General features: G+C 62.0%; 15 protein-coding genes and 1 tRNA gene. 5 read left to right on the forward strand and 11 right to left on the reverse strand.

All coding sequences use genetic code 11. The annotated features are described in order from the left end of the window. Positions 1-1,485 (forward strand): glycoside hydrolase family 2 protein (locus PW789_RS18025; protein ID WP_299379273.1); only part of this gene is annotated, 1,485 nt, incomplete at its 5' end. A gap of 379 nt (positions 1,486-1,864) precedes the next feature. On the opposite strand, the gene PW789_RS18030 is transcribed toward PW789_RS18025, so the two are convergent. Together PW789_RS18030 and PW789_RS18035 are read right to left on the reverse strand one after the other, a co-directional pair. Then, positions 1,865-3,103 carry an MFS transporter gene (locus PW789_RS18030; RefSeq protein WP_299379275.1) on the reverse strand — a complete coding sequence of 413 codons (1,239 nt, stop codon included), beginning with the start codon at positions 3,101-3,103 and terminating at the stop codon, positions 1,865-1,867. A gap of 8 nt (positions 3,104-3,111) precedes the next feature. Continuing rightward, positions 3,112-5,403: an FAD-dependent oxidoreductase gene (locus tag PW789_RS18035; RefSeq protein ID WP_299379278.1), complete on the reverse strand. Its 2,292-nt coding sequence runs from the start codon at positions 5,401-5,403 to the stop codon at positions 3,112-3,114. A 202-nt stretch (positions 5,404-5,605) separates the two neighbouring features. Here PW789_RS18035 and PW789_RS18040 point away from each other — a divergent pair, with 202 nt between their 5' ends. The 3 genes from PW789_RS18040 (at position 5,606) to PW789_RS18050 (ending at position 10,450) form a co-directional block, all read left to right on the forward strand. After that, complete coding sequence (locus PW789_RS18040) at positions 5,606-7,831, forward strand: TIM-barrel domain-containing protein (RefSeq protein ID WP_299379281.1); 2,226 nt, start codon at positions 5,606-5,608, stop codon at positions 7,829-7,831. Between the two features lie 80 nt (positions 7,832-7,911). After that, positions 7,912-8,919, forward strand: a complete 1,008-nt coding sequence (locus tag PW789_RS18045; protein WP_299379284.1) for a hypothetical protein — start codon at positions 7,912-7,914, stop codon at positions 8,917-8,919. A 235-nt stretch (positions 8,920-9,154) separates the two neighbouring features. Beyond that, the gene (locus PW789_RS18050; RefSeq protein WP_299379286.1) at positions 9,155-10,450 is read left to right on the forward strand and encodes an ABC transporter permease; all 1,296 of its coding nucleotides are present in this window, start codon (positions 9,155-9,157) and stop codon (positions 10,448-10,450) included. A 305-nt stretch (positions 10,451-10,755) separates the two neighbouring features. On the opposite strand, the gene PW789_RS18055 is transcribed toward PW789_RS18050, so the two are convergent. Further along, positions 10,756-11,478 (reverse strand): SOS response-associated peptidase, encoded by a 723-nt coding sequence (locus PW789_RS18055; RefSeq protein ID WP_299379288.1) that lies wholly within the window; start codon positions 11,476-11,478, stop codon positions 10,756-10,758. Positions 11,479-11,585: 107 nt separating this feature from the next. Between PW789_RS18055 and PW789_RS18060 the strand changes: the two genes are divergently transcribed. Next, on the forward strand, positions 11,586-12,419 hold the full coding sequence (locus PW789_RS18060) for a phosphatase PAP2 family protein (RefSeq protein WP_299379291.1): 834 nt from the start codon (positions 11,586-11,588) through the stop codon (positions 12,417-12,419). Positions 12,420-12,425: 6 nt separating this feature from the next. Here PW789_RS18060 and PW789_RS18065 read toward each other — a convergent pair whose 3' ends face one another. The 8 genes from PW789_RS18065 to PW789_RS18100 form a co-directional block, all read right to left on the reverse strand. Then, positions 12,426-13,223 carry an alpha/beta hydrolase gene (locus tag PW789_RS18065; protein WP_299379294.1) on the reverse strand — a complete coding sequence of 266 codons (798 nt, stop codon included), beginning with the start codon at positions 13,221-13,223 and terminating at the stop codon, positions 12,426-12,428. Positions 13,224-13,405: 182 nt separating this feature from the next. Further along, the gene (rplI, locus tag PW789_RS18070; protein WP_299379298.1) at positions 13,406-13,894 is read right to left on the reverse strand and encodes a 50S ribosomal protein L9; all 489 of its coding nucleotides are present in this window, start codon (positions 13,892-13,894) and stop codon (positions 13,406-13,408) included. Between the two features lie 51 nt (positions 13,895-13,945). After that, positions 13,946-14,305, reverse strand: a complete 360-nt coding sequence (rpsR, locus tag PW789_RS18075; protein ID WP_299379299.1) for a 30S ribosomal protein S18 — start codon at positions 14,303-14,305, stop codon at positions 13,946-13,948. 169 nt (positions 14,306-14,474) lie between these two features. Next, positions 14,475-14,921 (reverse strand): 30S ribosomal protein S6, encoded by a 447-nt coding sequence (gene rpsF, locus PW789_RS18080; protein ID WP_299379301.1) that lies wholly within the window; start codon positions 14,919-14,921, stop codon positions 14,475-14,477. A 115-nt stretch (positions 14,922-15,036) separates the two neighbouring features. Beyond that, positions 15,037-15,657: an aminoacyl-tRNA hydrolase gene (gene pth, locus PW789_RS18085; RefSeq protein WP_299379303.1), complete on the reverse strand. Its 621-nt coding sequence runs from the start codon at positions 15,655-15,657 to the stop codon at positions 15,037-15,039. Positions 15,658-15,719: 62 nt separating this feature from the next. Next, a complete protein-coding gene (locus PW789_RS18090; protein WP_299379306.1) occupies positions 15,720-16,388 on the reverse strand; it encodes a 50S ribosomal protein L25 in 669 nt (222 codons plus the stop codon). 102 nt (positions 16,389-16,490) lie between these two features. Then, on the reverse strand, positions 16,491-17,420 hold the full coding sequence (locus PW789_RS18095; protein WP_299379309.1) for a ribose-phosphate pyrophosphokinase: 930 nt from the start codon (positions 17,418-17,420) through the stop codon (positions 16,491-16,493). A 436-nt stretch (positions 17,421-17,856) separates the two neighbouring features. After that, positions 17,857-17,930: transfer RNA gene (locus PW789_RS18100), tRNA-Gln, on the reverse strand. Positions 17,931-17,932 lie beyond the last annotated feature (2 nt).

The following is a 17,932-nucleotide window of genomic DNA, read 5'->3' on the forward strand; positions in this document are numbered from 1 at the left end:
CAGATCGCCCGCCTCCACTTTGACGCCGTCTACGATGTCGCGCAGGTCTGGCTCAACGGCGTACGCCTCGGCACCCACGAGGGCGGCTACACTCCCTTTGAGTTCGACATCACCAGGCTCCTCAAGCCCGGCGCCAACCACCTCACCATCGACGTCGACAACACCCCCACCCTGACCTCCATCCCCGCGCTCGCCACCGGCGTTCCCTCCAACGACCATCCCGGCACCTACGGCACCGCCAACCGCATCACCATCGTCGGCTGGATGCCCTACGGCGGCATCGTACGCCCCACCAGCATCGTCATCACCGACGCCGTCTATCTCCGCAACATGAAGATCGACGCCAAACCCGATCTCAAGACCGGCACCGCCACCATCCAGCTCCACGCCTGGCTGCACAACGGCGGAGACAAGCCCGCCACCACCGCACTGCAGGGCGAGATCGCCACGCTTCCCGTCCACCTCAAACCCACACGCATCGCCGCCAACGCCGACGCCGAGGTCACCTGGACCGGCACCCTGCCCAACGCACATCTCTGGAGCACGCGCGATCCGTTCCTCTACACCGCAAAGCTCGCCGTCCCCAACGATGAGCTCACCGCCAGCGTCGGCGTCCGCGACATTCGCGTCGAAGGCACAGAGCTCAAGCTCAACGGCCACACCGTCCACCTCTACGGCGCCAACCGCGTCGGCGAAGACGCCAAAGAGGGCCTGCGTGAATCCGACGCCATCATCGAGCGCGACCTCTCCGACATGCTCGCCGACAACATGCGCATGATGCGCATCGCCCACTACCCGCAGCCGCAGAACCTGCTCGACTTCGCCGACAAGCACGGCATGCTCCTCATCCCCGAGGCCGGCAACTGGAACTTCAGCGCCTGGCAGATGGCCGATCCCGGCCTCCGCGCCACCTTCCAGAAGCAGATGAAAGAGATGATGGAGCAGGACTGGAACCATCCCTCCGTCATCGCATGGAGCGTCGGCAACGAGTACGAGTCCTACACCAAGGAAGGCCGCGACTGGACCCGCGACATGCGCGCCTACACGCTCTCGCTCGATCCCACCCGCCTCATCACCTTCGCCTCGCGCTATACCTCCGACCCCGCCGTCAAGACTGGAGCCGACGAGGCCAGCCAGTACTCCGATTTCGTCTCCATCAACGCCTACGGCGGCTACGCACAGCACTTCGACCGCGCCCACCAGCTCTGGCCCAACAAACCCATCTTCGTCACCGAGTTCGGCAAGATGGGCGAACCCGGCCTCCACGACCCCGAACGCATCAAGGACATCACCACCGCCGTCAACGCCATGAAGGAGCGCCCCTACATGATCGGCGGCTCTCTCTGGACCTGGGCCGACTACCGCTCGCTCATCAAGGGAACGCCCGCCAACGGCATCCGCTCCTGGGGCGTCGTCAACCTCGACCGCGAACACCGCGACAGCTGGACCGTAGTTCAGGAGCTCTTCAAGACCGAACTCCCGTAAAAGGTCGTCAGTTGCACGTTGTTAGATACAGGTTGCAGGTTGTCAGTGGAACACTGCCGCAAGACGCAAGCAGGTACATCAGGAAAACGACAGCCCACTCAACACGAGTGGGCTTTGTCGTTACCATCTCCCAAACTTTGTCATTCCGACCGGAGCACGCAGAGCGTAGTGGGGGAACCTGTTTCCTTGTAGTGGGGGGAACCTGTTTTACTTTTCGCTCACCACCAATTTGTCATTCCGAGAGAGCGCCTCGAACCGAGGAACCCCCGCATTTCGCCCGCAGCGCCACCACTCCAACAGGACGCCACAAACCGGGTGCTCCACCTTCGCAGCGAAGCGGCTGCGATGGGTTCGCAGATGCCGCCGAAACGCACATCAGCTAAGCAGCAGCCGCAATATCCCGCACCACCGACCGTCCCTGCCGGTACACCGGCCACAGCAGCGCAAGCGCAATCGGATGCAGCATCGCCATCAGGAAGAACACTGGCGTGTACCCTCCATGCGTCACCAGGTACCCCACGATCTCGCTCGACAGCATGCCGCCAAATCCGCTTCCCATCGCAATCAGCCCCGCCGCCTTGCCCACCTGGTTCTGCGGATACAGCTCAATCACCGTCGCCGTCAGCGTCACCAGCCACGCCATGTGTGCCAGCGCAATAATCGAAGCAATCGCCACTGAGGCCGCATAGCTTGGCACCAGCGCAGCCAGAGGACTCAACGGCACCAGCACAGCCGCCGCCAGCATCGTCCAGCGATACGCCACCCCAACCGACATCCCCCCGCGAATCAGCCTGCGCGACAACAATCCGCCCGCAATCGTCCCCAGCCCCGCTCCCAGATAGACCACCCAGCCGATCTTCGCCAGCTGCGTCATCGGCAGATGCCTCGCGCTGCTGAGATACTTCGGAAACCAGAACAAAAAGAAGTACCACACCGGATCGGTGAGACTGCGCGCCACCAGCAGCTTCCACGTCGACGACCGCAGCAGCACCTCGCGCGTATTCGACGTCGCAGACATTCCCGCAGACTTTTCCTCGCTTTTATCCTTGCGATAGCACCACAGCCACAGCGGAATCCACAGCAGCCCCACCACGCCATCCAGCAGAAAGATCGAGCGCCACGGCAGATGCGTCGTCACCATGACGATCACCGGCAGCGCAATGATCGCTCCCACCGTCGCGCCCATCGTGTAGATGCCGCACGCCAGTCCGCGCTGCTTCTCGTCGAAGCTCTCGCCCACAGCCTTCGGAGCCGCAACCCACAAGCCCGGCTCGCCCAGCCCCAGGCAGAACCGTGCCAGCGCCAGCATCCACACCGACGACGCAAACGTCGTCGCCGCCTCCGCCAGCGACCACCACCCCACAAACAGCGCCATCGAGCGCCGCGTTCCCAGCCAGTCCGAGACAAACCCCGAGATGCCGTACGCCACCGCCGACGCGAACAGAAACACGCTGACGATGTGCGCATAACCCTCATCGCCCAGCCCCAGCTCCGCCTGAACCCTGGGCGCAACCACCGAGAGGCTCTGCCGGTCGAAGTAATTAATCAGCGCGACGACAAACAGCAGCGCAATAATCACCCACTGCTGTCTGGAGAACCTTCCCTCGCACTCGTTCATCTCGCCCCTTAGTAACAGCGCACTTCAAAGATCGCCGGCAGCGCCGAACCGTGCCCAAGCACCACGACAGAGAGCTCGCTCGTCTCCACCGGCTTCTCCAGCCTCAGGCTCCATCGCGTCTGATGGTTCTCCACCACGTGCGCCACGCTTCCCTTCGCTCCGGCACAGACCTCGAACTCCGTCACGCATCCCGGCATCACCCGCTCCGGATGCCCCATCAACACCGACTCCATCGGATGATCGAAGTCCGTATCGAAGCTGATCTCTATCTCGCTCACTCGCTGCGGCACGGCCCACTCTAACCGAAGCACCGGCCGCTTGTCTTCCCGCGCCGGAACCCACGCATTCACCCCGCGCCACGGCCGTGCCACACCGTTGACGACGTTCGCCGCACCAAACATCCTGAGCGCAGGCTCCATCCTCGCTGCAACGTTTCGCGCCATAGGCCTGCGATCCGGCAGCCAGTACGCAAACGTATCGATCCCCGAGCCCTCCGGCGGCGTCTGCACCAGGCTCTTCGCCACCGCCTTGTTCATCTTCTGCGCCAGCGTCAGCACGCCCGCAATCTGCTCATCGCTCAACGCAATCTCAACGCCCGCAACAGGCTCCAGCATGTAGAAGAGGTGCTCCGGCTTATCCAGCACAGCATCGAAGTCCAGCCTCGCCATCTGCTCACCCGCAGCCAGCAAAAACTCCGTCTCGCCCAGCTTCTTATCCGGCGTCGTATTGCCTTCGTGCTCCGCCCCCCACAGCGACGCCTTCACCATAACCGCTACCTGCGCGCGCAGCGACACCGTCACCGCAGGCACATGCCCTTCGCCCACTGGCAGCAACAAGGACATCGGCTTATCCAGCAGCGTCCACTCACCCGAAGCCTTCAGCTCCGCCAGCTCCAGCTCACTCGATGCCGTCACCTTCGCCGCACGAGCCTTGTCAGCAGCATCATCGGCATACACGCCCGGGATATGCTGACCCGCGCGCAGCAGTTGTTGCTGCAGCTCATGCAGCTTCTCCGGCACAATCAGGTCACGCGGCCTCAGACCATCGCGATGGCACAACACCGCAGCCATGCCCACCGCCTGCCCATTGTGCGCACACGTCGCCATCACCCGCGTCGAGCCGAACGCAATATGCGAGGCCGAAATCAAACGTCCCGTCAGAAACAGGTTTGGCACATTGCGGCTGTACATCGTGCGATACGGAATCTGGTACACGCCCTTCGAATGCCACTGCGTGCATCCCGACTGCGCGCTGTACACACCGTCCGAAGGATGCAGGTCGATCGCCCATCCCCCAAAACTCACCGCATCCGCATGCGTCCTCTGCTCGACCACATCCTGCTGCGTCAGCATCAGGTCGCCCTCGAAGCGCCTGCTCTCGCGCTTGCCCGGAATCGTCCCCATCCACTCCAGCGTCAGCGTCTCGGCCTCAGGAAACTCCCCCGAGTTCTTGATGTAGTTCCACACGCCATACGCGACCTTCCACAACTCCCACTTGATCTCTTCGGTCTCATACACCGTATCGCGCTCGCCGCCATACTCCAGCCACCACAGTCTGCAACCCGAGTCCGTCACTCGCAGCTCACGAAACCGCGGGATCTCCTCGATGTCTTTCAACGCGAACGCAGGAGGCACATACGTCACCGGCCGTCCCGTATCGCGCGAATAGAAATACAGCGAGTGGCCCAGCAGCGTATGCTGCTCCGTCTCCGGAGCCAGCAGCTCACCGAACTCCTCCCTCGCCTCCGCGCCCATGCGAAACGCCGCGCCCGAAAGAAATCCCAGCAACCCATCGCCCGTCGCATCGACAAACAACGGAGCCTTCAGCAAATAGCGCATCTGGTTCTGACTGCAGTAGGCCAGCGCGCCTACGATCGCACCATCCTCACCCGTCTCCACCTCGTCCACCGCCGTATTCAGCAGCAGACGAATTCCCTCCTCGCGCCGCACAAACTCCAGCACAATCGAGTCGAGGATGATCGCATTGCCCTCCGGATTGCGCCACGTGTTCTCGACCAGCAGCTCATCGATCACGCCGCCTTCGCGCGCCCAGCGATTGTTGTTGCCCATGTGCGAGGTCGCACCCAGTATCCACAGCCGCACCTCGCTCGACGCATTGCCGCCGAGCACCGGACGATCCTGCGCCAGCACAACCCGCAGCCCCTGCCTCGCCGCCGTAATCGCGCAGCACACTCCCGAGAGTCCGCCTCCCGCAACCACCAGGTCCGCCTCGATCCGCTCCTGTCGAAGCTCGCGAACAATAGTTCGGCTACCACCCTCTTCGGTCCCGTTATCTCTCATCGCGCAGTGGCCCTCGCCTCTCCGTCCAGCCACCATCATCTTCCATGCCTTCGCAGCAAAACATCGGCGGATCGCTTTCGTGGAATGAATACTTGCCAACCGAACAAGCGAAAGAGTACATGTTAACCGCTAAACTTGTCCAGAAATTGATGATCGCTACAAACATCGCTCTCGGACGCCGCGACGAAAGGATATTTCACTCTTGAACATCTCGACCAGGTTCACCGGCCTCTTCTCTGCTCTCCTTCTCTCCAGCAGCGTCGCCCTCAGCGCCGCCGCGCAGGACCTCAGCCTCCGCGCCTCGGACATTCAGTTCCATGCGCAGGACTCCGCCTTTCGCTACGGCTTCACCGTCGACGACAAGCCCGCCGTCTCCGCTGACGCAGCCGCCGGCATCCTCATCGGCGGCAAGCCCATCACGCTCACCGGCACACCGCACTGCGCCGCGTCCCCCTGCACGCTCAACGCAACCGCGGCCGATGGCACGCCGCTTCACATCGTCATCACACTGGCTGCTCATCATGCGACGCTGACGCTCTCCTCGGCAAAGGTCCTCGGCGACGTCCGCTTCTCCACCGCGGGCGCCGCGCCCGCCTACGGCCTCTCCGATCATGCCGTCGAACAGGCTCACCTCTCCACCCTCGCCAACAAGCAGTTCAACACCGACGTCACCGGCTTCGCCGACGACGCCTTCCTCTCCGGCCAGGGCGGCACACGCCTCGTCAGCAACTTCATCATCTATCCCCAACAACGCTTCGCCGTGCTGCTCATCGACCCGCACCGCAAGATCGTCCACACCAGCGCGCAGCAGATTCAGCAGGGCGTACAGAATCTCAACGGAAGCGTCACCATTCACTACTTCTTCGGTGACCCGCACGAGATCTACAAGCAGTATCTCGACGCGCGCAACTCCGCAGGCTACAAAGTTCTGATGCCCAAGTACGAGGCCTTCGGCGTCGGCTGGGAGGCCTTCGGCGCCCTCGGCTGGGAGACCAACCAGAAGACCGACACCGACTCCATCGACCGCTACCTCAAGCTCGGCTATCCCCTCAAGTGGATCGTCATTGGCTCCGGCTTCTGGCCCGACAAGCCCGACTCCATGCATGCCACCACCAGCTTCGGCCTCTGGGATCACGACAAGTATCCCGATCCGAAGGGCATGATCGCGCACTTCAAGAGCGAAGATCTCACCGTCATGCTCGGCCTTCGCATCGCCTTCATCACCGACGGCCCCTACTCCGCCGCAGGCCTCGCCCACGGCTATTTCCTCAAGGACAACGACGGCAAGCCGCTGGTCTACAAGATCGGCTTTCCTCATTCGCCCATCTACCTGCTCGACGCACACAACCCGGCCGCTCTCAGCTGGTATATGTCGCTCGTCAAAAAGTGGCAGGACTACGGCGTCTCCGGCTGGAAAGAAGATCTCTACGGCTACGGCAAATACGATCTGCGCGACGACAAGATTGATCCCACCAACGACCGACTGATGGCGCAGCATCAGCTCATCATCGAGCGCAACGGCTACCTCTCCTCCAACGGCGACCTGCACCGCATCAACGACTTCAACTACAACCAGAACCAGGATCGCGGGCCGGTCAACTCACTCGCCCTCGCCTACTCCGGTTTTCCGCTCGTCTACCCCGACATCGTCGGCGGCACCTTCGGCGAGAGCCGCTTCTCCACCGGCCGCACCGCAAAGATGGAGACCTACATGCAGCGCAACGCCATGTGGGCCGCCATGCACTCCAGCATGGGTATGGGAGAGCCGCCGTGGTCCTTCTCCGCATCCACTGCCGCCGTCATGCTCAAGGCAGCGAAGCTGCACGAGCGCATCGCGCCCTATCTCTTCTCCAACGCCCGCCGCTTCTTCAACGACGGCTACCCCTGGACCATGACGCCGCTCCCCATCGCCTTCCCCGACGACGCCAGCGTCTACGGCCGCGAGAACGCCACCACCCGCGGCTACGAGTGGCTCATCGGCGACAGCATGCTCGCCACGCCGCTCTACGGCAACGACTACGACACCTCCAACGCACGCGACATCTATCTGCCCGCCGGCAACTGGATGGACTTCGACACCGGCAAGATCTACCCCGGCAAACAGACTCTCAAGTCTTTCGCTCTGCCCACCGACAAGACGCCTCTCTTCATCGGTGGCTCCGGCGTCACGCTTGAACAGCAGCAGGGCAAGCTCTACCTCTGCATCTATCCCGTGGCGACAACCTCCACCGCGAAGCTCACGCTGCCAGCAAGCGCGACGCCCATCACCGTCAACATCAGCAGCAAGGTCGGCGCAGCCTTGTCGTCTCTCATCGTGAAGACAAAGTCCGGCAAGACCGTCGCCACCACCACACTCGGCCACGCCATCGCCTTCCAACCCACCGCAGGCGAGACCTACAACGTCTCACAAAACGTGACCGGCAACTGATCCCAATCAGAGAATCAGCGGACTTGAGGCTGTATTATCCTCAAGTCCGCATCTCTCACAGGTCGCGGCCAGGGAGCGTCATGGTTCACAAGCCGGGCATCATCTACACCACCACCTCCGACGGCCTCGAACTCCCCGTCATCGATCTGACCCATCCGGCTTTCGCCATCCCCGACGACCCTGCCTCGCGCGCCGCGCTCACCGACCAGTACAACGTGGCCACCGTCAAAGACGCCAAGGGCCCCGTCTTCCTCCGCCGCATCTTCATGAAACTCGGCGCGCGCCGCTCCCAGCTTCTCCGCGCCCTCATCGAACCCTCCGGCTCCTTCCTCGGCGGCCTCACCACGTACATGATGAAGCTCGGCGCCGACAACCTGCCCGACGGCTACGACACACCACTCGACATACGCATCGCCGGATCGCCCCACGCCCGCTTCGTCCGCCTGCGTCTGCAGCACTGCGCCACCATGCTCGCCGACGGACTCGAACCGCTCCTCTCAGCCTCCCCCAGCGCCGTGCTGCACCTCATCAACATCGGCGGCGGCCCCGCAATGGACAGCATCAACTCCCTGCTCCTGCTCCACAAGCGTCAGCCGCAGCTGCTCAACCGCCCCATCCATATCCACGTCTGCGACCTCGACACCAAGGGACCGGCCTTCGCCTCCAGCGCCATCGCCGCACTCACCGCCCCCGGTGCACCCCTCGCCGGGCTCACCATGACCTTCGAACGCATCCCCTACAACTGGAACGAGACCGCCGCACTCGAATCGCTGCTCACATCCATCCAAACATCTCCCAACGGCACCAGCGCCATCATCGCCGCCTCCTCCGAGGGCGCACTCTTCGAGTACGGCACCGACGAGGCCATCGTCGCCAACCTCCGCGTTCTGCACGACCACGCAAAGTTCGTCGTCGGCTCCATCACGGCCAACCTTCCCCTGCGCCGTGAGCAGATTCGCGCCATGCACTTCGCCCTCTACCCCCGGGGCCTCGAAGGCTTCCTCCCCCTCGCCCAGCAGGCCGGCTACGCCATCGACCGCAGCGAGATCACCCCACTCAGCGACCACGTCCTCCTGCGCCCTCAATAACCCTCTTACAGCCTCGCCAAAAACGTGTCATCCCGACCGAAGGCGCGCAGCGCCGCAGCGGAGGGACCGCTTTTCGACCACCATCCCCCAACCCACCACAACCACCCCACCCGTAACTCACCAAAAACAAAGCCCCTTCCCCGGACCCCACACCGCCAATAGCGCAACTCCGTGCATCGCTGAGATACTGGTAACGTCTAATATTTGTCCCAGTCTCCAACCGGGAACCAGCATCATGGCCACAGCGATCACCAAACCCGCAGTCGCACCTCGGTCCCGAAAGTCTTCTTTCGAGAAGACCCTCGCCAGTGCGCGCTCCACCATGATGTTCTCGGAGATCGTCCGCCTCGCCGTCGACAGCTTCAAGACCAGCAAGGTGCGCTTCCTGCTCACCATGCTCGGCATGATCATCGGCTCGGCGTCTATCATCCTCGTCTACACCCTCGGCCTCACCGGCAAGGACTACGCCCTCAACCTCATCTCCTCCATCGGTCCCAACATGGTCGAGATGCAGTACAACGGCGGCAGCGTCATCGGGCCCGACAATACCTCCACCCCCGACTTCATGACCCGCGACGACATGCGGGCCGTCATGGACCAGGTTCCCGGCATCATCGCCTCCTCTCCCATGCTCGAAGAACACGACCGCGTCTCCATGGGAGGCGGCATCGTCAAGGATTCCATGATCCTCGGCGTCTCACCGCAGTACAAAGAGGTCCGTAACCTCACCGTACTCGCCGGCCGCTTCTTCGATGACCAGGACGCCCGATCCCACACCAAGGTCGCCGTCATCGTCGAACCCTTCGCGCGGGCTCTCTTCGGCAATGCCCGCGCCGCCATCGGCCACGCCATCAGCATCAAGGGAATCCCCTTCACCATCATCGGCGTCTTCAAGGAGAGCATCGAGACCTTCGGCATGTCCGAGGTCAGCGACCAGACCATCCTCGTGCCCTACGAGGTCGCGCGCTACTTCACCGGCAGCAACACCGTGAAGCAGATCTTCTTCACCATGAAGGATTCCTCCCTCGTCATCCCGGCCTCTGACGAGATCCTCAGAATCATCAAGAGCCGCCACCGGCCAACCTCGGTCTACACCGCCTTCAATCTCACCCAGGTCCTCAGCGTCATGGGCCGCATCGCCAGCATGCTCACCATCGTGCTCACACTGGCCGCTGCCATCACGCTGATCGTCTCCGGCGTCGGCATCATGAACTCCATGCTCGCCAACGTGCAGTCGCGCCTCAAGGAGATCGGCATCCGCAAGGCCCTCGGCGCCACCGGCCACGAGATCCGCCTCCAGTTCCTCACCGAAGCCGTCTTCCTCTCCCTCAGCGGAGGCCTCATCGGCACCATCATCGGCCTCGCCATCCCGCTCTCCGTCGGCCTGCTGACCCCCTTCTCGATCCCCGTCTCCGCCTGGTCCGCCGTCATCGCGCTCGGCACCTCGGTCCTCGTCGGCGTCCTCTTCGGAACCCTCCCGGCCAACCGCGCCGCCCGCCTCGACCCCGTCCAGACCCTCAAGTATGAGTAAGCACAAGCCCGCACAATCATCGCAATACTTTAGCTTTTAGCTCCTGGCTAAAAGCTAAAGTATTGCCCATGCGATTCCCTTTCGCACTGTCGTCCGCTTTCCGGCATTGTCATTCCGCAGCGGACGGGTCCCCGGCCAGCTTGCTGGTTGGGCTAGGCAGCGGAGGAATCCACCCAGCCATAACTTCCCCCTCCCCCTAAGCAAGCCAAACGACCAAGGCAAGCCATAACTATGTCATCCCGACCGAAGGCGCGCAGCGCCGCAGTGGAGGGACCTGCTTTTCGACCACCCTCGCCCGCAGCACCTCAGCCTTCCCCATCCGCCAGATCCGGCGAATTGTTCTTCGTACTCCCCACATCTTTCTTCACCTTGCGCGCCCGCATCTCCTCCGCCGGGTATGACCGCAGCAGATCCAACGGCGGCTCCGCACTCCCGCGATCCAGCCACCGCGCATAATCCTCAGGAGCGATGATCAGCGGCATCCTGTCATGCACCGTGGCCGTCAGCACATTCGGCTCCACCGTGATGATGGCAAAGCTCTGCAGCCACTCCCCCGTCGCCGGGTCCTTCCACGCATCCCACACGCCGCCAAACGCAAACAACTGGTCGCTCTTCAGCGAAAACCCATAAGGCTGCTTCGACGCCTTTCCCTTTGTCTTAGTCTCACCGGCCTCCTCGCCGTGAACCGCCTTCCACTCATAAAACCCATCGGCAGGAATCAGGCACCGCCGCCGCTCAAACGGCACGCGCCACATCGCCCGCTCCATCAGCGTCTCCGCCTTCGCATTGATCGTCGAGATGCCCTTGTACTCCGCCAGCGACTTCGCCGCATACGGCACCAGCCCCCAGCGCATCAGCACCAGCTCCGGCTCGCCCGTATCGCGTGCATTGCGGATCACCGGCTGAAACGTCGTCGGAGCCACGTTGAAGTCCCACGGCGGCAGCACAAAGTCCGCCGCCAGTCCCTTCAACCCAAACGCCTCCGCTATCGCCTTCTTATCTGACCGCCTGTAGTAACGCCCACACATCTCTCCGACTCTATCGCACGCCGCACCTATAAAATCCGCAGCCTGCTTTCACGCGATAATGGCCTCGAAGCGATTCGCCATCCCCACACGCAAGGAGCCCCTCGCCGATGCGTCCCACCGAGTGGATACAGCTTGGCATTGCCGCCTTCTTCGCCATCGCTGCCTGGGCCACCGTCCTCGGGCCACGCCCTCTACCTGTGCGCCGCCGCTGGATCGTCACCACACTCGCCGCCGTCGCCGCCATCGTGATCGCCGCCGCCCACGCCATCAAGCCGCACCTCGCCGCCGACAGCTACTCCGTCATGCTCGACATCCTCACCGCCTGCCTCTTCCTCGTGCCCTACTGGCAGACCGGCCAGTTCTTCCTCGGCCCCAACGAAAAGCTGCAATCCAGACTCCTCGCCATCGACCAGCGCCTGCTCCCCCGCGCCTCCACCACCTCCGGCACCTCCCGCAATCCCATCGGCCTTCTCCTCGAGATGGCCTATCTCTCCTGCTATCCGCTCGTGCCCGTCGGCCTCCTCGCCGTCTACGTCTTCGGCCTGCGCGACAAGGCCCCCGGCTTCTGGCTCGTCCTGATGCTGGCTACCTACTTCTGCTACGCCACCACGCCGCTGGTCCCGGCCTTCCCGCCGCGCTCACTCATCACGGCCCCAGCCGATGCAACCACCCCCGTCGGCAAGACCCGCCTCTTCAACCTCTTCATCCTCAAGCACGGCAGCATCCACGCTATCTCCTTCCCCAGCGCACACGTCGCCTCGGCCTTCGCCATCGCGTTCGTCTTCCTCCATTACGCTCCGCTGGTAGGACTCGCCTTCCTCATCGTCGCCATCATGATCTCGCTGGGAGCCGTCATCGGCCGCTACCACTTCGCGCTCGACGTCATCCTCGGAGCCATCACCGCCCTCGCCGTCTTCCTCGCCTGCCTGCACTGGCTCTGACGAAGTTCATCGCGCAGCATTCCAGACATCGCGAATCGCAGTTGTCACAAACTCCGGCTCGTCGAGCATGATGTCGTGTCCGCTCTTCTTCGCCGTGCGCAACTCGCCCTTAGACGAGCGGCTCGCAAGATCCAGCTGCATCTCATGCATGGTCGCCTCAAACTCCGCCGCATGCTTCGCCATGTTTCCCTCAAAATGAAACGGGATGCCGTGCTCCAGCACGATCAGCGGAATGTCATCGTGCCATACCAGCCGCTCTCCCGGCTCCGTGGGCAGACCCGCGCGCCGCGCGTTCTCCCTCACCTGCTCAGGAATCTGCACCGATGACGGATCGATCGCCTTAAAGCGCCACTCCTGCTCCTCATGCGCCGAATCCACCAGCACCATCCCCACCACCTCTGCGGGATGGTCCCGCGCATACCGCCTTACCTTGATTCCACCGGCCGAATGCCCCATCAGAATGTAAGGCGGCTTCACGCCAGCCGACAGCAACAAAAGGTGCAGCTCTTCGACTCCTTCGTCCAGCCCCACAGCATCCGGGTTGCTGACGCCGTCGACCTTGCTCTTCCCCAGCCCCTCGCGATCGTAGCTGCACACCTGGGTAAATCTCGCGACCTCAGGCTGCACCTTGCTCCAGTCCGTCGAATCCCTCCAGGCGCCCGCCTCAAGCACCACTGCGGCTCCATGGCGCACCCCTTCGCAGTGGATATAAAGATTGCGGCTGCCGGCTCGATACACTCCCGTCTGCGCACAAGCGGATAGCGCAGCAGTGGCAAACACGAACATCATCCAACGAAGGATCATGCGTTTCATCTCCGAAGTGGCGAAAGATCACGCATCCGGTAACGGCACCACTATAGATTGCCTCGCGCCATGCTTGTCTTGAGGTCACATCGAAATCATGAAACGTGATCATCCCGTTTAAACGAAAAACCCGCCACGAGGAAGAATCCTCGCAGCGGGTATATGTCTTACGTCGAGTAAGCTTACTCGGCCACAGCAGCAACAGCCGGAGCAGCTTCCACTTCGGGAGCATCGCTCTTGACCGTCACCTTCACGTGGCTGGTCACCTCGCGGTGCAGCTTCACGGGAACGTGGTACTCGCCCAGAGACTTCAGCGGCTCATCCAGCGAGATCTTGCGACGGTCGATGGTGAAGCCCTTCGCCTCCAGCTCGTGCGCGATGTCGCCCGACGTCACCGAACCGAACAGGTGATCGTTCTCGCCGACCTTACGCTCGAAGACCAGCTCGACCGCGTTCAGCGTCGTCGCCAGATCCTCAGCCGTGACCTTCTCCTTGGCCGACTTGCGAGCGGCCGAAGCCTTCATCTGCTCGATTACAGCCTTGTTGTTTGCCGTCGCCTCGATCGCGAGCTTCTGCGGCAGCAGGTAGTTGCGCCCGTAACCGTCAGCGACCTTAACCACATCGCCACGGTGTCCGAGCTTATTGACGTCTTCCTTCAGAATGACTTCCATGGAACTCTCCAATCCGTTCATGCCGCTCGCCATGCAAGCAGCGCAATAAATTTAGTAGCGCGTCGCAAAGGCAAGCAGGGCGATGTTGCGCGACTGCTTGATCGCCAGCGAAAGGCGGCGCTGGTGGCGCGTGCAAACACCCGTCAGGCGGCGCGGAACGATCTTGCCGCGCTCAGCCACAAAGCCCTGCAGCAGGCGAACGTCGCGGTAGGAGATCGCATCGATCTTCTCCGTGCAGAACTTGCAGACCTTCTTGCGGCGGAAGAACTTGCGGCCGCCGGGGCCGCCAGGGCCGCCGGGGCGCGGACCGCGTGGGCCGCCAGGGCCTGCGGGACGGGGGGATGAAGGAGCTGCGGCCTGCTGCGGCTGCTGCTCGGTAGATTGTGTGCTGGTGGTGGTCTCGTCAGCCATCGTAATGTCCTCTTTCCTTCGTTGGTGCCGTCATCCGCTCCAGACACGCCGTGGAGTCTCTGGACATGCTCCGTATCAACGGAAGCACGGAAGCGGATCAGGCTATGGGTACTGCATCATGCGGTGGCGTCTCCGACGTCCGCCGCAGAATCTTCAGAACGGTCTGGCCTTAGACCGCCGCGGGCTCAGCCGCGGGAGTCGCCGGTGCAGCGGGAACCACGGGAACAACCGGAGCCGCGGAAACCTCGGAAGCCTCGACCGCAGGCAGCGCACTGCGCTTCACCTTCGAGTCACGAAGCTTCTTGACCTTCGCCAGGCGCTTCTCTTCCTCGTCGATGCGCACGGTGATGAACTTGATCACCTGCTCCGTCACGCGAAGACGGCGCTCGATCTCGCTCACCAGCGAGCCCTCGGCCAGGATCGTCATCAGCACGTAGAAGCCGTCGTTGAACTTGCGAACCGTGTAAGCCAGACGACGACGACCCATCTTCTCGGTCGACTTCACCTCACCGCCACCATCGGTCACGTTCTTCTCGAAGCCTTCGATCAGCTTGTCGAGGTCTGCCTCTTCCGCGTCCGGACGGACGATGTACATCACTTCATAACTACGGCTCATATTCTTCACTTCTTTCTGCGAAGTTCCACTTCGCACCGCCAGGGCTTGCCTTCTCCGGGTCGGTATGGAATCTACTGCGTTATGCGTCTACTACCGTGAACTCTGCTCTACTGCCTTACTTCCCTTCAGCCGAACCGTCTTCCGGCTCCGGCCTCCGGTTGAACTCATTCATCGCAGCGCCGACACCCTTCGTCAGCACCACCTCGACCGCAACCTTCACCCGGTCGAGTACCTCATCCAGCACCGCAAGCTCCAGCTTGCGGAACGGCGTCAGCAGATAATCCCTGCCTCCCGCCTTAATCTCTCTGCCATCCGCCAGCGCCGGCTTGCCGACCCCGATACGGACGCGCATCCAGTCCGGCGTTCCCAGCACCCCGGAGATCGACTTCACCCCGTTGTGCCCGTTCGCCGAACCACGTTCCGCAATGCGAAACTGTCCCAGCGGAAACGCCAGCTCGTCGTACAGAACGATCACGTCCCGCTTCACGTCCTCGAGGCCCAGCTCCTGAATCAGCGCAGCTACCGAAAGCCCGCTCAGATTCATGAACGTCTCCGGCTTAGCCAGCAGAACTTCTTCGCCTGCCACCCTCGCCTTCGCCGTCAGCGCCCTGCCCCGCCGGTTGTTCACCACCACGCCGCAGTCATCCGCGATGCGATCGATGGCAAGAAACCCGGCGTTATGCGGTGTGAACTGATATTCGACCCCAGGATTCCCAAGTCCGACGATCAGCTTCACGCGAGCAATTCCTTCCCTACAAGCAAGCGGCAGCCCCAACACCTGTCAGGACTGCCAGCCAGTTACTTCTTCTTCGCGTCCGCAGCGGGTGCAGCCGGAGCATCCGTCTTACCCTTCTTGGCGACCTCAGGCTCCGTCACAGCGGCCACTTCAGCAGCTGCCTCTTCCTTGATGATCGTGACGTGCGCAACCGTAGCCGTCTCCTCGCCGATGAACTTGATCGAACCGGAGTGCGGCAGATCGGAGATGTGGATCACGCCATGCAGCTCCAGGCCCGAAACATCGAGATCGATGTGGCTCGGAATGTCGCCGGGAAGGCACTCGATCTCGACCTCACGCATAACGTGCTCGAGGATTCCACCCTGCGTCTTCACGCCAACCGGGATACCCGTCAGCTGAACCGGAACCGATACGCGCATCGTCTTGTCCATCGCAATGCGCTTCAGGTCGATGTGCAGCAGCTTGCCCTTGATGGGCTCGTTCTGCCAGTCGACGATCATGGCCTTCGTCACACCCGCACCCTCGACCGTCAGGTCGAAGATGGTGTTGTGGCCCGACTCCGAGTGCAGGATCTTGATGATCGCCTTCGGATCGACCGTCACCGCAACTGCGTCCTTGCCTGCGCCGTAAACGACCGCGGGAATCTTGCCGGCCACACGAACGCGGCGTGCCGCATTCTTATTGAACTTGCCCTCACGGGGAGTTGCGACTACTGCTGTATCGATTGCCATCTCACTTCATCCTTTCGGGCACGAGACTTCTGGCTCGCTCCCTTTGCGGCTGTGCCGCTTGATTTGTGCTTCTACATCGCTCCCAAAACCGCGGGAGAAAAACTAGTTGAAGAGAGTGCTGACACTCGTCTCCATGTGGATACTCTCAATCGCGCGGCCCAGAAGCCCGGCTACCGAAAGCACCTTGATCTTCTCCACCTTCTGCGCCTCTTCCCGCAGAGGGATGGTGTTCGTCACGACCACTTCCTTCAACCGCGACTCGCGGATGCGATCGATCGCCGGGCCCGAGAGCACGGCATGCGACGCACACGCATAAACCTCTTTCGCGCCCTCATCCAGCAGCGCATCCGCCGTCTTCACCAGCGTTCCCGCCGTGTCGATAATGTCGTCGAGGATCAAACACGTCCGGCCCTTCACATCGCCGATGACGTTCATCACCTCAGTGACATTCATGTCCGTGCGACGCTTATCCACGATCGCCAGCGGAACATCCAGCTTCTTGGCGAAGAATCTCGCCCTCTCCACACCGCCGGCATCCGGTGACACCACCGTCAGGTCCGGCAGGTTCATATCCCGGAAGTGGCTCACGAGCACCGGGCTCGCAAACAGGTGATCCACCGGAATATTGAAAAACCCTTGAATCTGCGCCGCATGCAGATCCACCAGCAACGCGCGGTTCGCACCGGCAGTCGTCAGCAGATCGGCAACCAGCTTCGACGTAATCGCCACACGCGGCCGGTCCTTGCGGTCCTGCCTCGCATAGCCGTAGTACGGAATCACCACCGTAATACGCCCGGCCGATGCGCGCTTCAGCGCGTCGATCATGATCAGCAGCTCAACCAGGTGCTGATCCACCGGGAAACACGTCGGCTGCACGAGAAAGACGTCCGTACCGCGAACGTTCTCGAGCAGCTGAAAGTGAACCTCTCCATCGGAGAAACGCTGCAAACGGCTCTCGCCCAGCGGGACTCCGATGAATCTGCAGACCTCCTCGGCCAACGCACGGTTGGAGGACCCGCAGAAGATCTTCATGCGCTTATTCTCGTTCTGCTTCGAAGCGCGCTTTTTCTCCGAAGACTTTGGCTGTCCGTTGCTTTGAGCGGAGAGCGTAGCGCCAGGTTGGGAGCCGTTTTCTGCTTCCTCAACCTGACCCTGAATAGGGGAAAGAACTGCAGTCGTGTCTTGTTCGGTCACGTCGTGAAACCTCCAGGCTGGTTGACCTTGAATAGTTCCTGCTGCGTTTGTCTTACCGAGGCCTTGTTGCGACCCCGTACTGCTCAAAAATCCTTGTTGCGAATCCCTGAAACCAATTCCTAAGACCGTTCTTCTAAAACTGCTCTGTCTCCCATCAACGGCCGCATCTTGTTTTGTTTCCGCCGGCCGCGGGAGTTCGAATTCAATTTACTTCTCGCGGCGCCATGCACCGCAAAAACCCTAACCTTCAACTCTTCGCTGGCGAACGACTTTGTGGTTGGGCGACCAGGATTCGAACCTGGACTGAGTGCGTCAAAGGCACTTGACCTACCGTTAGTCGATCGCCCAGT

The sequence above is a fragment of the Edaphobacter sp. genome, assembly GCF_028283685.1.
Lineage (GTDB): Bacteria > Acidobacteriota > Terriglobia > Terriglobales > Acidobacteriaceae > Edaphobacter.

Bases quoted from the DNA above. Each gene is read 5' to 3' on its own strand.
- PW789_RS18060 (WP_299379291.1), top strand. From the start codon at position 11,586: ATGCGTCCCACCGAGTGGATACAGCTTGGCATTGCCGCCTTCTTCGCC.
- PW789_RS18035 (WP_299379278.1), bottom strand. From the start codon at position 5,403: ATGAGAGATAACGGGACCGAAGAGGGTGGTAGCCGAACTATTGTTCGC.
- rpsF (WP_299379301.1), bottom strand. From the start codon at position 14,921: ATGAGCCGTAGTTATGAAGTGATGTACATCGTCCGTCCGGACGCGGAA.
- PW789_RS18030 (WP_299379275.1), bottom strand. From the start codon at position 3,103: ATGAACGAGTGCGAGGGAAGGTTCTCCAGACAGCAGTGGGTGATTATT.
- PW789_RS18065 (WP_299379294.1), bottom strand. From the start codon at position 13,223: ATGATCCTTCGTTGGATGATGTTCGTGTTTGCCACTGCTGCGCTATCC.
- rpsR (WP_299379299.1), bottom strand. From the start codon at position 14,305: ATGGCTGACGAGACCACCACCAGCACACAATCTACCGAGCAGCAGCCG.
- PW789_RS18045 (WP_299379284.1), top strand. From the start codon at position 7,912: ATGGTTCACAAGCCGGGCATCATCTACACCACCACCTCCGACGGCCTC.
- rplI (WP_299379298.1), bottom strand. From the start codon at position 13,894: ATGGAAGTCATTCTGAAGGAAGACGTCAATAAGCTCGGACACCGTGGC.
- PW789_RS18095 (WP_299379309.1), bottom strand. From the start codon at position 17,420: ATGAAGATCTTCTGCGGGTCCTCCAACCGTGCGTTGGCCGAGGAGGTC.
- PW789_RS18090 (WP_299379306.1), bottom strand. From the start codon at position 16,388: ATGGCAATCGATACAGCAGTAGTCGCAACTCCCCGTGAGGGCAAGTTC.
- PW789_RS18050 (WP_299379286.1), top strand. From the start codon at position 9,155: ATGGCCACAGCGATCACCAAACCCGCAGTCGCACCTCGGTCCCGAAAG.
- PW789_RS18055 (WP_299379288.1), bottom strand. From the start codon at position 11,478: ATGTGTGGGCGTTACTACAGGCGGTCAGATAAGAAGGCGATAGCGGAG.